General features: G+C 48.8%; 10 protein-coding genes. 5 read left to right on the forward strand and 5 right to left on the reverse strand.

The window, feature by feature from the left end; genetic code table 11:
- Window positions 1–69, forward strand: a 69-nt coding sequence (locus Q0E49_RS07970) for an IS3 family transposase (protein ID WP_366509527.1), incomplete at its 5' end; no start/stop codon positions are given.
- Between the two features lie 57 nt (window positions 70–126).
- Window positions 127–765, forward strand: coding sequence for an NAD(P)H-hydrate epimerase (locus Q0E49_RS01280; protein ID WP_295745788.1), 639 nt, complete (start codon window positions 127–129; stop codon window positions 763–765).
- A 64-nt stretch (window positions 766–829) separates the two neighbouring features.
- On the opposite strand, the gene Q0E49_RS01285 is transcribed toward Q0E49_RS01280, so the two are convergent.
- Together Q0E49_RS01285 and Q0E49_RS01290 are read right to left on the reverse strand one after the other, a co-directional pair.
- Window positions 830–1,411 (reverse strand): NAD(P)H-dependent oxidoreductase, encoded by a 582-nt coding sequence (locus Q0E49_RS01285; protein WP_295745790.1) that lies wholly within the window; start codon window positions 1,409–1,411, stop codon window positions 830–832.
- Between the two features lie 41 nt (window positions 1,412–1,452).
- Window positions 1,453–2,109 carry an SDR family oxidoreductase gene (locus Q0E49_RS01290; RefSeq protein WP_295745793.1) on the reverse strand — a complete coding sequence of 219 codons (657 nt, stop codon included), beginning with the start codon at window positions 2,107–2,109 and terminating at the stop codon, window positions 1,453–1,455.
- A 192-nt stretch (window positions 2,110–2,301) separates the two neighbouring features.
- Here Q0E49_RS01290 and Q0E49_RS01295 point away from each other — a divergent pair, with 192 nt between their 5' ends.
- On the forward strand, window positions 2,302–3,837 hold the full coding sequence (locus Q0E49_RS01295; protein ID WP_295745795.1) for a multicopper oxidase domain-containing protein: 1,536 nt from the start codon (window positions 2,302–2,304) through the stop codon (window positions 3,835–3,837).
- Window positions 3,838–3,886: 49 nt separating this feature from the next.
- Here the strand turns inward: Q0E49_RS01295 and Q0E49_RS01300 are convergent, their stop codons facing one another.
- Window positions 3,887–4,531, reverse strand: coding sequence for a M57 family metalloprotease (locus Q0E49_RS01300; protein ID WP_295745797.1), 645 nt, complete (start codon window positions 4,529–4,531; stop codon window positions 3,887–3,889).
- Between the two features lie 101 nt (window positions 4,532–4,632).
- The gene (locus Q0E49_RS01305) at window positions 4,633–5,463 is read right to left on the reverse strand and encodes an exodeoxyribonuclease III (protein ID WP_295745883.1); all 831 of its coding nucleotides are present in this window, start codon (window positions 5,461–5,463) and stop codon (window positions 4,633–4,635) included.
- 171 nt (window positions 5,464–5,634) lie between these two features.
- Between Q0E49_RS01305 and Q0E49_RS01310 the strand changes: the two genes are divergently transcribed.
- Together Q0E49_RS01310 and Q0E49_RS01315 are read left to right on the forward strand one after the other, a co-directional pair.
- Window positions 5,635–6,984: a ClC family H(+)/Cl(-) exchange transporter gene (locus Q0E49_RS01310; protein ID WP_295745800.1), complete on the forward strand. Its 1,350-nt coding sequence runs from the start codon at window positions 5,635–5,637 to the stop codon at window positions 6,982–6,984.
- Window positions 6,985–7,225: 241 nt separating this feature from the next.
- The gene (locus Q0E49_RS01315) at window positions 7,226–9,151 is read left to right on the forward strand and encodes an LPXTG cell wall anchor domain-containing protein (RefSeq protein WP_295745804.1); all 1,926 of its coding nucleotides are present in this window, start codon (window positions 7,226–7,228) and stop codon (window positions 9,149–9,151) included.
- 159 nt (window positions 9,152–9,310) lie between these two features.
- Here the strand turns inward: Q0E49_RS01315 and Q0E49_RS01320 are convergent, their stop codons facing one another.
- Window positions 9,311–14,746, reverse strand: a complete 5,436-nt coding sequence (locus tag Q0E49_RS01320) for a YSIRK-type signal peptide-containing protein (RefSeq protein ID WP_295745807.1) — start codon at window positions 14,744–14,746, stop codon at window positions 9,311–9,313.
- Window positions 14,747–14,792: the final 46 nt, after the last annotated feature.

Here is a 14,792-nt window from a genome sequence, read left to right on the forward strand (position 1 = left end):
GAACGAATCTCTTTAAAAACCAAAGGCATGACCCCAGTAGAATACCGAAATCATGCCTTAGCAGCTTAATTGTCTAACTTTTTTATTGCACTTCAAGGTGGAGAAAAACAACCGGAGGTCTTTTTTATGACAACAGCAATTACTGCTGAACAAATGAGGCATTACGACTCATATACGATTAACACAATTGGTATTCCTTCGCTGGTTCTGATGGAGCGCGCTGCACTAGCAGTCCGCGACCACATCACAGAACGCTTTGCGCAGCAGTTAAACCAAGTAGTAGTCGTCGCCGGCAGTGGCAATAACGGTGGTGATGGGTTAGCGGTTGCCAGACTGCTTCATCTTGCCGGCGCAACAGTTTCAATCATCAACGTTGGCAATCCCGACCACGCCTCAGCTGAACACCGTACCCAGGATCAGATCTGTCAGTATTACCAGCTCCCGCAGACAACCAACTTGGCGCCCCTTAAACATGCCAGCCTCGTTGTTGACGCCATCTTCGGGATTGGCATTGACCGGCCGGTTACCGGCCACTATGCAGATGTGATCGACGCCATCAACAACTGCTCAGCACCAGTCGTGGCTGTTGATATTCCTTCCGGGATCAATACCGATACCGGGGCAGTAATGGGCACCGCGGTCAAAGCGACGACAACCGTGACCTTTGCCTGCAACAAGGTGGGGCTCACGACCAGCAATGGTCAGCACTACGCTGGCCAATTGGTGGTTGCCACTGATATGGGGACTTACGTCACTGATAAATAATGACCAAAATAAAACGCCAGCGTCCAGCAGTGGACGTTGACGTTTTTTGGTCTTTAACAGGTCATTACAGCTCCGGTCGCGCGTAATCCGCTTCTGTCTGCAGTGGGCCGAGTACTTTCAACGGGGCATCCTGGCTAATGTAATTAGCATAGCGTTTGGCTTGCCGATCTAACGCATCATCAGTGATATGGTCTGCATCAAAAGTAAAGAATGGCCGAACGTACTTCATATTGATCAGCTTGGCAGTGTCCTGCAAGTTGCGGTAGAACTCGGCCAACCAGTAGTGATCATCACCACCACGAGTATAGTTCTCCGCATCGGCACCAGTCGAAGTGGCAACGACAAATTCCTTGCCGACTAGCGCTTTCCCCTGCGAACCATAAGCCCAGCCGTGGGTTAACACGTCGTCTTCCCATTGCTTCATCAATGCTGGCGTACTGTACCAGTAGGTTGGGAATTGAAAGACAACCCGATCAGCGTCCGTGAGAACTTTTTGCTCGGTTTTTACATCGATCTTAAAATCTGGGTATAAGTCATACATATTGCGAACGGTCACGTCAACGGCGTTCTTAGCAGTTTCAGCTAGCACCTTGTTAACCCTTGACTGATCTAAGTGCGGGTGAAAAAGCAATACAACTGTCTTCATGCTAATCCCTCCAATAAGTCTTTTCTCTATTCTAACACCAATTAATACCAGGCTGGTTTATCGCCATCCGTCCCGGGTTTATTCACTCCCAGATCAGTCTGAGCATACTTTTGTGGTTGTTCAATTACCTGGGCCACCAACTTACCAATCGATTTACGGGAAACTTCTGTCCCCTTAAAGTCTTCACCACGACGAGTTATTTCATAGTCGACTTCATCCTTGTTAGTTAGCCAGGCTGGCCGAATGATTGTGTAATCAAGGTCTGAAGCGGTAATGACGTCAGCGGCTGCCCGGTAAGTACCCAGGTAGCTATCCGTTTGCCCACCACCTAGTTGCTCATTATTCCATTGGCCAAACTTACCCGGAACTTCGTCATAGATCCCAATCGACGAAATCCAGACTAGCTGTTTCACACCGTGTTGTTTCATCGCGGCAACAATGTTACGGGCCTGTTGTTCAATTTGCGGGTTGCGCAAGTTAGCATAAACAACGTCTGCCTGGGCAATGGCAGAACCCAACTCATTATTATCAAGGACATCACCGGTAATCACCGTTTCACGTTGATCGTCAATCACCGGCAACTTTTTTGGATGTCGGACAAACAACAGTAGGTGGTCAGTTGTCTCGTTCAGCAGAAACTGAATCGCATGCCCCGCAATCTGTCCGCTAGCACCCAAAATCAATACTTGTTTAGTCATTATCATAGCTCCTTTTCTTTGCTTTTCCCTCTTACCATCTCCTAGTATAGCTGACAGTATTTCTTATTAAAAGTAAGTATTCTTGAGATTTTTTTCACATTGTTCCACTGTCCGAAGCATTAATAATTTCCTGGTCAATTAACGGTGACGGGTATACCATGAACTTATCAAGACGAATGGAGGCTTTTTCTAATGGATAAGCAAGTAATTGACCATTACTTTTTTGACGAGCCTGCCTACGACTATCACGACCGTGGATACGTGCCGCTAGAAGTCGCCGACGCGCCGGAAAAACCGTTGAACATCCCGGCAATTTTAAAACCGGATAAGGAAACGGCCACTGAGATGTACTACACGGTGGTCGCTCAGACTGGCGAAGTCCAACTGCTGCCTGGAAAAAAGACGAAGACCTGGGGCTATAATGGTCCCCTGCTCGGGCAAACGGTCATTTTCAAGAAAGGCAAGCACATCCACCTCCACCTGGAAAACCACCTGCCAGAAGTCACTACCTTCCACTGGCACGGGTTGGCAATCCCTGGTCCAATCCCGGATGGTGGCTGTCACGCCCCGGTTTATCCTGACAAAAGCCGCGACGTTGAATTTACCATCAACCAACCAGCCGCGACGGTCTGGCTCCACGCCCACCCGTGTCCATCAACTGCCGAACAGGTTTGGCACGGGTTGGCTGGCTTAGCAATTGTCCAAGACGAACACGAAGCCGAGTTACCCCTGCCGCACCATTACGGTGTTGATGACATCCCGATCATCCTTCAGGACCGTCGTTTCCACGAGGATAACCAATGGGATTACCGGGCAGACTACGATCCGGACGGAGTGGCTGGTCCCACAGCCATGATCAATGGGACAATCAACCCTTACTTCGATGTCACCACCCAGAAAGTGCGCTTACGCATCCTCGATGGGGCAAACCGTCGTGAATGGCGGCTCCACTTCTCCGACAACCTGCCGTTTACCCAGATTGCTGGCGACCTCAGCTTACTGCCACACCCGGTCAAGATGTCTAAGTTAATGGTTACCTGTGCCGAACGCGACGAAATCATCGTTGACTTCAGTGATTACCACGAAGGCGACGTCGTCACCCTCTTCAGCGATGATGTCCCGCTGGTTAAGTTCCGGATCCATGACTTCAAGCGCGATAACATTGCCATCCCGGACACCCTCTTCAAAACGCCGGATCCGGCAGTCACTCCGGGCCTGCCAGTCCACCACGTCACCCTAGACGGGATGGATGAATCGGTGGCAATGAATGGCAAGAAATTTCAAATGGACCGCATTGATTACCAAATGAAGATGGGCGATGTTCAAATCTGGGACATTGAAAACACCAATGATAAACCGGGAATGATCCACCCTTACCACATGCACGGTTGCGGTTTCACCGTCTTATCGCGAAACGGCCACGAACCATACCCGAATGAACTAGGACTCAAGGATACCGTCGTCATTAACCCGAAAGATCACGTTAGGATCAAGGTTTGGTTTAACGTTCCTGGTGTCTTCATGTACCACTGCCATATTATTGAACACGAAGATGGCGGGATGATGGCCCAGATCAAGGTAATCGACCCGGCTGATCCGCACAAGGAATACCACCTGATGAATCACATGACCCTGATGAAGGCATTCGCGGAAGAACGAGGCGTTTCGATGGATGAACTGTGGTTAGGTGGGATGGATTCCTACAAGAAGATGGGCATGACCATGTAGCTTCTACATCGTTATCAATAAAGGCTTCGGACCACCAGGTCTGAAGCCTTTATTTTGTCTCATATAATTTATTAACTCGGTTCACGTCGCCTGGTTGAATCGTGTAAAACGACCCGGCTGGCTGCATTACCGAGACCTTATCAGTGTGATTGAGGCCAATCGCGTGGCCTAGTTCATGCTCAACTGTATTGACAATCCGCTGTTCACTATACCCATAAACCGGGTTGAGTAAGTAGTGCCGGTTTAAAAAGACGGTCGCGTGGGCGATCTGCCCGGTCATCGCCATTGTCATGGTCTGGGTCTTGCCAGCAGCCGCGTCGTCACTGTCCATCATTTTCACGACGATCTGCGCGTGTTTCGCGTCAGTCGTTTGGTGAAAAGTAAAGGCCCCTGTCCGGTTCCACTGGTTGATCGCCGAAACGGTGGCGGCGTTAAGGGTGGCATTGCCCGTGTCGACAGCCACGGTTGCACTGCGCTGCGCCCAACGACCCCTCACCGCTGAAGACTGATCAACCGCCGCCACTTTGCTCGACGCTCGTTGCTGGCCCGTCAACTGGGCAATGCTGGTGCGAACATTATACAGTGCCAGCGTTACCCGCGCTTGTGCCTGGCGATTATTAAGCAGGTAACAAGAACCGCCCACTAGCACGGCGAAAACGAGCAACTGTTTGATAATTAACCAACCGCGTCGCATCGTAGCCCCCTTAATTGTTCTTTATACTACCCTGCTGTATCGTATTGAGTCAGTCTCAAGCCTCTGTCTTTACTGAAATTGCCACGACTGTCTGGTTTACTTTAGATCGTCAGGTTAATGTCTAGTTCAATTGGTAGGTGGTCACGCCGGGCACCAGTGTCTAACATCTTGGATTCTTGAACCTGAGCGGCCAACTTCTCGCTGACCAGCCAGTAGTCAATTCTCCAGCCGGAATTATTCTTTTTGCTGGTCCGGACCCGCTGAGCAAACCAGGAGTAAACACCAGTCGTCGTTGGGTTAAGGTGACGGAATGTATCGACAAAGCCGGCATCCAGTAGTTTCGTAAAGTGTTCCCGTTCCTCGTCAGTGAAGCCAGCCGAGTGGTGGTTATTGGCTGGGTGGGCCAGGTCAATTTCCTCGTGGGCCACGTTAAAGTCACCACTGGCAATGACTGGCTTGTCCGCTGCTAGTCGCTGAAGATATTCACGATAGCGGTCATCCCAGATCTGCCGGTCCGCTAACCGTTTCAGTCCGTTACCCGAGTTGGGGGTATAGACTTCGGTCACAAAGACATGCGGAAATTCCAAGGTGAGAATCCGCCCCTCTTGGTCCATCGTCGACGGTGCACCAATGACCGGGCGGGTAACTACCGGTGAGTAAGAATCGCGGTAAAGGTACATGGTTCCAGCGTAGGACTTACGAGCTGGTTCCACCGAGCTACGCCAAACCGCAGTATATCTCGGGAAGATTTCTGCCAATACTTCCCGGTGTTTCTTCGTCGGATCCTTCCGCAGCTTCGTTTCCTGAAAAGCAATAATGTCGGGATCCATGCTGGCAATTTGGTGAAACAATTCCCGTGTTTCCTCTGCCCGCGTCGACGTTCCCGTTAGTGCCGCATTCAGCGAATCAATATTCCAACTAATGAGCTTCACAAAAATCATTCCTCACTTTCATCATGATTATATTGTAAGCGGTCCGCCAGAATTTGACAAAACATTGCCAATGGACGAGACCCCACTACCACAAATCAGCTATAATAAGGATGTTATTATTGAAGAGCTTATGTTAGGAATAATTAACCTCATTGTTGTAAGGAGGACAAGTTGAAAAATCATCAGAATTCTGTGGCCCGGGCCAGCGACGTCCTCGCCACCCCATTTTCGTCAAACCTACTACCCCTAATTATCCAGGGTATCATTGTCGGCTTCATTACCGGGTTAATCGTCAGTATTTTTCGTTGGATTATCGACCAGACTCTCAAGTTTTTAACCTTTATCTACCCGTTGATGGCCACCAACTGGTTACTCTTAATCCTGTATGTTATCTTCACCTTGATCATCGTGCTGGCCTTAGGAGAAATCCTTAAAGGTCACCTCACCGACCTCGTCGGCTCTGGTGTCCCCCAAATTGAAGCCATTTTAATGGGGGAACACTCGATGAACGCGCTGCAAACCCTCTGGCGGAAATTTATCGGTGGTTTGCTGGCAATTTGTCCCGGCCTTTTTTTGGGACGGGAAGGTCCCTGTATCCAAATGGGTGCTTGTGTGGGTCAAGAAGTAGCTGACATTTGCCACACACCGGAAGAAGACCGTCACTTTCTCCTGGGGTGTGGGGTTGCTGCTGGTCTCTCGGCTGCTTTTAGTGCACCACTAGCCGGCGTACTTTTTCTCCTGGAAGAAATTACCTTTAATTTCAAGCCGCGCAGCTGGGTAACCGCCCTGGCGGCGGCCTGCGCTTCCGACTTTGTCACACTACTTTTCTTTGGGACGAAGCCCTGCCTTTACCTGCCAATCCTGGTCAACCTACCCAAGCGCAGCTATGCCTGGTTAATTCCGTTAGGTATCATCATTGGCATCCTCGCTTTTGCTTACCAGTACTGTTTACTCAGCCTGCGTTGGTTATACAGTAAAGTTGGCAAATTACCGGCAATCTACCACTCAATCATTCCACTCCTGCTTGTTATCCCAATTGGCCTTTGGAACGCCCACATCCTGGGTGGTAGCCACGTCTTTATTAACGACATCGCTAACATGTCACCGAAGCTCGACTGGAGCAACCTGCTATTCATGCTCGGCTTGTTCTTTGTCATTCGCTTCGTCTTTTCAATGGTCAGCTACGGGGCCTCTGTCCCTGGGGGGATTTTTATGCCCATTCTCGTCCTCGGCGCACTCATTGGTGCTTTCGTGGCGGTACTGCTAATTCACCAGCACTTGCTTCCCGCTAACTGCTACATCAATATGGTTGTTATTACCATGGCAGCCTACTTTGGGGCCATTGAAGAAGCACCGTTCACTGCTGTCACCCTCCTGTGCGAAATGGTGGGAACAGTCGACCAGGCCCTACCGATGGTGGTCCTGACCTTTGTTGCTTACGTCACTAGCAACCTCCTTGGCGGCCAGCCAATTTATGCCGCCCTACGGCGGGAAATGCGTTTTCCAAAAGCACAAGATTAAACTAGCCAACTATTAAGTTATCGATAATCAAGAGAATAAATTATCTAACTGACAACAGGACTGCCAAACTGGTAGTCCCGTTCTTTAATCAATAATGTCCTGGCTCCTAAATATTGATGGCAATACGCTGTCCTACTAAGCAGTACTTCTTTCTTTCAAAAATAGTCTTTGTTATAATTTATGTAAGCAATTCAATATCATGCTTTAACGGAAGAATTAATGTTCAGGAGGGGAGTTCTCTATGAAGCAAGTTAAACGATATAAAATTTATAAGCACCACAAGCAATGGCTCATTGGCTGTTCCTCCTTACTTCTTCCGCTATTAGTAGGGATGTCGACTGCTCATGCGGATGAAGTTAATACCACACCATCAGCTGATCAGCCAAACGTTGTCAACACTGAACCAGCGTCACAGCAACATTCGTCTGCGGATCGAATCACTAGTCCGCAGAATAATTTGACACTAGCCACTCCCGCAAGTGTTAATGACTCAGCTCCCGTGAATAACCGCACCGCTACCAATCAGAATAATAACGTTAGCCAACCACAGTCTGCCCCTGGAGAAACAGCGGCGGTTAATGAAGAACAGTCAAATGCTGCTCAGCAACCCGTGATCACTAACAATGACCACTCTTCTTCAGACCACCCCGCAGATTGGAATAACAATTATGAACGTGTCATTAGTATTTACTACTACGAACACTATGATCTTGATGGTGGCGTCAGCGGACAATTAGTTAATAAACGGATTATTCAAATGGCGGTCAACGGCCGCTGGGAAGCGGTAGACTGGTTGCCGCCGGAAGGAACCTTCGCTGACGGGATGAATGTTCAACCCGTTCACTTTGATGAAGGTTTTCCGACCGAAGCTGCTAACCAGCACTTTACCGTCAACTACTTTGTCCGTAGCGTCGAGATTCAAACCGTAACGGGGTCGAAGATGGTCAGTCAGGCTTACACCTTAACTGACAACGGCAGCCCGGTAACAATCCCTGAAATTGAAATTACTAACGACGGCATCCCATCAGCTTACCATCCGCAGATGAAGTTTCCGGGACCAGATAACGTGGTTCAACGCGATGGTCATTACTACCTAACCGGGGCCACTATCACCTTTGAAAATAACGGTAATTCTTTTACTTACCACGGCGCATATAATAGCCAAGACATTACTGGTTTAGTCAGTCTTGGCGAAAAGATCACCTTTAGCGCCCCAGTTAACTTTGCTTTCAAGGACCTTGATGGTAAGACGTACAACGCTTATGGTGATGACTATCCGAACGCAGCGGCTATTTATCGGAATGTCGCCCAGGTTGACTACGGTCAAGAATTATCTGCCGACCAAATCTATGCCGACGCCGAAAAGTACCTCAACAAATATGTCGTCTTCGCTTACGATGAACCGGACAGTGCCTTTCAGGTGTACGGCTACTTTGACCCTGACGGCGAATTCCACCAGATTGAAAACGTCAACGACTACCCTGTTTTTGGTGACGCCGCTAGCGCAAGTGATGGTCTCACCTACAATATTGCCATCATCTACGAACGTTACGGAAAAACCGGTGAAGCGGTGGACCCAACGCGGACCATCACCGTGACGACTCCTGATGGTCAGACAACAACCACCCAGCAAGTTGTCCAGCTGCAACAGTTCCACTACTACGATGGTATTACCGGCTACGAGCTCAGTGAGCCGGAGTGGAAGGTTTTCACGGGAAACGATCCTGATAACCCTGATTCCTGGACTAGCCTGGAAGATGGTAATCACAGCTGGGATGAATTCAACATCCCAACAATTCCGGGATACACGACGATGGTTGATGGTGCGGCTGCCACTAGCAGCCTGATTCCTAGTGAAGCTGTCACCGACCAGACTGCTAACGTCACGGTCAACGTCGACTACCAACCCGTTGAACCGCCAGTCACCCCGCCAGCGCCGGGTACTGGTTCGGACAGTGGCACTAGCACCCCTAATGGCAACAGTCCCGTGGTCAACGCAACCACAGTCACCACAACTAGTTTTGCTCCAGGAAACGCAACAACGACTAAGCATTCCGCAAGTGCTCTACCGCAAACGGGTAACAAACAAAACCTTGCTGCCCTCAGTGGCTTAGCTGGCCTTAGCCTGGCGATGATGCTTGGCTTAGGACTGAAAAAACGACAATAAGTAAAGAAACACCGCGCGATTTTCTCACGCGGTGTTTCGTCGTTTTGAGACCAATTAACCCTTAATCAAAAACAATAATGGCCGTCACCGTTCTCCTTGTCCGAAACGGTGACGACCATTTTTAGGTTATCGACAAATTATTCACTCAGTTCTTCATCCCTAGTGACGCTTGCGTAAGTCCTTTCCCAAACCAAAGAGGCTGAGGAAACCGGCCACGCCCAGTGTAATCAGGGAAGCTGGGTTATGGTTACCAGTTTGTGGCAACTTTTGCTGGTTCTGCCGCTGCGTGGCTGCTGGTTGCCGGGTATCCTGGGTAGAGGCAGTGACCAATTGATCTTGGCCGTGCCCGTCCACAGTCGTCTGACGACCAGTTTGTTCTGGGGTCGTTGGTTCAACGGGTGCCGGGTTAGCCGTGTAAGTGATCGTCTTTTCAACGTTGTCACTCTGCGGTGTCACCGTCATTGCGGCAACCGCCAGCTCATTGGCCGTGTAACCACTAATTTGTGGTGATGGCACGCTATCAAGCTTAGCATTTACTGGCGTCCAAGCTCCCCAAGCAGTCTGATTGGTAACCAGGTCCGTTGTCCCGGTCCGCTGGAAGTCAACACTCGTGGTGTAGTCCTTCGCGGCCGGCGCCCCGTCAGCATAAACGTAGTGGATCGTTTCGGTAACCGTCTTGGTCTCACTAGCTGGCTGAGTAGCGTGTTTAAAGTGAACTTCATACTGTTGGTCAGCCTGGTCATCATTATCAAATTTCAGTTGTTGACCGTTAGTATTGTCGCTGACCAGCTCGTAATGCTCATCCAGGAAGTGATGAATATCCTGCTTAGTACTGTAACCTGAGTCGCCATTAGTGACTCCAGTCTTCGTCACGGTCTTCAGCACCTTGCCGTTATCCGTGTCATCGATGAACTTGACCGTCAAATGTTGCGCATCCGGTGTGTAGGTGACCGTGAACTTGAGGTCTTGCGTAGTTGGCGTGACCGTTTGCGCTGCGACCAACTGTTGATCTGCTGTGTAACCAGCCTTTGGTGGTGTCGGTACTGCTTTAAACTGGTAACTTGCGTCAGGTTTCCACGCGTTCCAGTGGTCATCACCAGTTACTTCATCGTTGTAGCCATCACGGGTAAAGTCCACCTTTGCTGTGTGATCATCAGGAACGGTGGAATTATCCGTTGCCACGTAATGAATCGTTTCAGTGATCGTCTTGGCATCACTAATAGCATGGGTAACATGCTTGAAATGAACCTCATACTGTTGGTCAGCCTGGTCATCATTATCAAACTTCAGTGATTGACCATTGGTATCGTCACTAACCAGCTTGTAATGCTCATCCAGGAAGTGCTGAATGTCCTGCGTAGTACTGTAACCTGAGTCACCATTAGTGACCCCAGTCTTCGTCACAGCTTTCAGCAACTTGCCGTTATCCGTGTCATCGATGAACTTGACCGTCAAATGTTGAGCATCCGGTGTGTAGGTAACGGTCTTAACGATGCTATCGCTAGTTGGCGAAACCGTCGTTGCTGCAATACTCGAGTCACTTGCTGTGTACCCTGTCAACTTTGGCGATGAAACCGCCGCAAATTGGTGGGTGGCAGCAGGTGTCCATTGATTCCAACTAATTTTGTTAGTAACCAGGTCCGTCGTCCCGGTCCGCTTAAAGTCAACACGAGTAGTGTAGTCGTCAGCGGCCTTACTATTATTCGCGTAGACGTAGTGGATAGTTTCAGTGACCGTCTTGGCATCACTTGCCGACTGGGTGGCATGCTTGAGGTGAACCTCATACTGTTGGTCAACTGAGTCATTATTATCAAATTTCAGTGACTGTCCATTAGTACTGTCGCTGACCAAGACGTAATGCTCATCCAGGAATTGCTGAATGTCCTGCGTAGTACGATATCCCGCATCGGCATCAGTAACTCCTGTCTTAGTAACAGTCTTGAGGACCTTGCCGTTATCCGTGTCATCGATGAACTTGACCGTTAATGTCTGCGCAGCAGGAGTATAGGTGACCGTAAACTTGAGGTCTTGGGACGTTGGCGTGACCGTCTGTGCCGCAATGGTCTGCTTATCTGGAGTGTAGCCTGCTTTAGTCGGTGTCGGGACTGCCACAAATTCATGACTAGCAGCCGGCTTCCACGCGTTCCAGTGGTCATCACCGGTGACTTCATCATTATAGCCATCACGGGTAAAGTCCACCTTTGCTGTGTGATCAACGGGAACGGTGGAATTATCCGTTGCCACGTAATGAACTATTTCATTCACCGTCTTGGCATCACTAATGGTATGGGTGGCATGCTTGAGGTGAACCTCATACTGTTGGTCAACTGAGTCATTATTATCAAATTTCAGTGACTGTCCATTAGTACTGTCGCTGACCAAGACGTAATGCTCATCCAGGAATTGCTGAATGTCCTGCGTAGTACGATATCCCGCATCGGCATCAGTAACTCCTGTCTTAGTAACAGTCTTGAGGACCTTGCCGTTATCCGTGTCATCGATGAACTTGACCGTTAATGTCTGCGCAGCAGGAGTATAGGTGACCGTAAACTTGAGGTCTTGGGACGTTGGCGTGACCGTCTGTGCCGCAATGGTCTGCTTATCTGGAGTGTAGCCTGCTTTAGTCGGTGTCGGGACTGCCGCAAATTCATGACTAGCAGCTGGTTTCCACGCGTTCCAGTGGTCATCACCGGTGACTTCATCGTTGTAGCCATCACGGGTAAAGTCTACCTTTGCCATGTGATCCTCAGGAACAGGAGAATTATCCGTTGCCACGTAATGAACTATTTCATTCACCGTCTTGGCATCACTAATGGTATGGGTGGCATGCTTGAAGTGAATAGTAAAACTTGCCGCACTACTCCCGTACTTTCCAAAGATAGTTGACCAATCAATATTCTGTGGATTATTACCGCTAATGTTCTCGCCAGCCCCGTTGGTAACATTCACTAAAATATAGTGTTGGTCAGTCAAACCCTTTAACGTTTGTTCTAAGTTGGCAAAGCTAATGGCCGTGCCTTCATTGCCACTGTCACTAAGATTATGACTACTCAAATCGTTAGTAGTGTCAGTATCATCGACGAAATCAAGGTTCGCCGTTTGTTCAGTCTGATCCTGTTGCAGGTAAATAATGAACTGGGTTGGGTTGTTCTTGTTGGCAGTACCAAAACTATCGCTATCAAGCTTGGTCAAGTCCAAGTTGATCGGTGTCTCAACCCCATTCTTAACACTAACTGCCTTGACAAAGTGATAACCTGAAAGACCATTGTAGGCGCTTTGCAAACCAGCAAACTTAATGGCAGTTCCCGTCGGTCCTTGATAAGAAAAACCATTAGGTGTCAAAGTGTGACCAGCCTGGTCCTTAATTGTCACGGTAGCGGTAATGAGGTCACTGGCGGACCCACCGCCATCGACCTTACTATCACCGTTATAGCTAATAATGCTACTCCATGGTCCGCCAAAGACACCGGAAGAGACATCCGGTTGACCATTCTTATATGAGACAACCTGGGTTAACGCGACAGGAAGGTCTTTTAAGACATTCATTAATGCTTCGTTTCCTGTCTTGGCACCATTATAGTTGGCCGTGTGGACTTCATTATTAATGTCTTGTTGGTAAGAAGTAATTCCTGTTGGTATCGTGAAGTTATCAGCACTAGCCGTCACCGTCGGTACCGCGCCAGTTAACATAATTTTGGCAGCAGATGCTGGATCGGCATTGGCTAACTTGATGTGCCAAACAGCCGTGATTTTATTTGGATTACTGCTGTCCACCGTCTTGGTCATCGTTACATTGACATTAACTGCTGGCTTTTGTCCCTTCGTTGTCGCTACTGTGACAAAAGTCCCACTATCATTCTGCACGCCATCAGTTAACTTGTGAGTATCCGTCGTTGCAATATTGTTCTCAATGGCCCGCTTCATCTCGTCCGCACTAGTAAAGGTATAGTTAACCAGTCCATGCGGATCCTTCGTAATTGTCACTTTGAGGTCGAACTCATTGCCGCTATCTGCCGTCGACAATGCCGTCGTATTGGTACTGGACCAGTGTGTGTCAACTGAAACATCACCTTGCTGGTTCCAGGTTCGGTTAACTGAAGGCGTGGCACTAGAACCAATGTGTTGGTTACCAGTTGCAATCGGTTGGGCAATATAGACATAGTTGCCCTTTACGCTCAGCCCACTGGCCATCGTTTGCCCATTAATGGTGACATCGTTTGTTGGTTGGTAGGTAAAAGCAGTCCGGTCCTTGTTAGGATCGTCTGTCAAACGGTAAACATAGATCGCCCCGTCGTCCTTTAGGGAGGCTTGGTTGCTCGATGAACCCCACCGTAAATTCAGGTCAAAGGTCGGGTGATTTAATGATTCCACCGCATTATTAAAGACCAACCGGTAATAATTTCCCATATTGTAGACTGTGCCGATGTTGGCTACCGTAAAGTTAGCCGCCAGATGGCTATCATACAGCTTATATGTCAGCTTGCCGGTCTGACTATCCGTATATGGAATGCCCAGGTGGAAGTCAATGTAGTCACCAGCATGGACATCCCCGGTTAGCTTAATCGTCGGGGTAATTTCTTCGTATCCGGCGTTGCCAATTCCCGTCACGTTCTTCTTAGTTGACGTCAGGTTAGTCACCTGGTAATTGCTGGTGGCTAATTGATTAGTCCCTGGAACAATCGTGTACTTGATCTCTGAGCCAAGGTTGTTACCATGTAAAAATTCACTACAGTTGCTGACCTGGTAGGTTTGGTTGCCCAGTGTAATCGCATGTTGTCCAACAAAGAGACCGTTATCATTAAGGGCCATCAGCAATCCCGGAATAGGAAAACCGTTGTAATCATGGCCACCAGCGGCTACTGAATCATCAGTAGCGACCAGCTGTGCAGTAAAATCAACCGGTATACCATAGTATGGTGTTTTACTCAGAGTAATCCGGTAAACATATTCACCGTTTGGTCCGACTTTACCAAGTGCTTCGATCTGGTAATCGCTGGCTGGAAAAGACGTCTTCCATGAATTATTACCATTAGCTAACTGAAAACCAGACGGAAGCATCGCCAAGTAATGACTTGTGACTGGCCAGTATTGGTCTTGCAACTTACCGGTATCACCAGCACCACGCATTGTGTAAGTCAATTCTGCCGTATCACCCGTCTTAAACGAAGTATCTGTGGCAGCTTTTCCGGTTGTCGTGTTCTTAAAGTCACTAACGGAGCCGGTAAAGGTCAAGTTGCTTACAGTCTCATCATTCGGTGCCGCTGTACGCTGGGCAGCTGGGGCTACTACCGCACTTTGTTCATTGGCGTTCCTGGAAACTGACCGCTGATTGTCGACCTGTTCTGACTGCTTATTTGTTTTACTGCCGTTATTATTTGTTGCCGTTTGTGTATTAGTACTTACCTCCTGGGTCGGGAAAACGGCAGGACTATCCTTCGTTGTACCGGTTGTATCCGCATTGGCGACCCCTCCCAGGAAAAAGGTAGTCCCTAACAAGACGGAAGCCACACCCACGGTTAGCTTTCGCAGGCCAAACCGTTGCCGTTGCTTGGCATTCATTCGATTAGTTAATTGCCGATTATTTTTGGATAGCATTATCCTTCGTCTCCTCGCTTTTATCCACTACTAATCTCATTAATTC

The organism is uncultured Limosilactobacillus sp. (assembly GCF_934202235.1).
Classification (GTDB): domain Bacteria; phylum Bacillota; class Bacilli; order Lactobacillales; family Lactobacillaceae; genus Limosilactobacillus.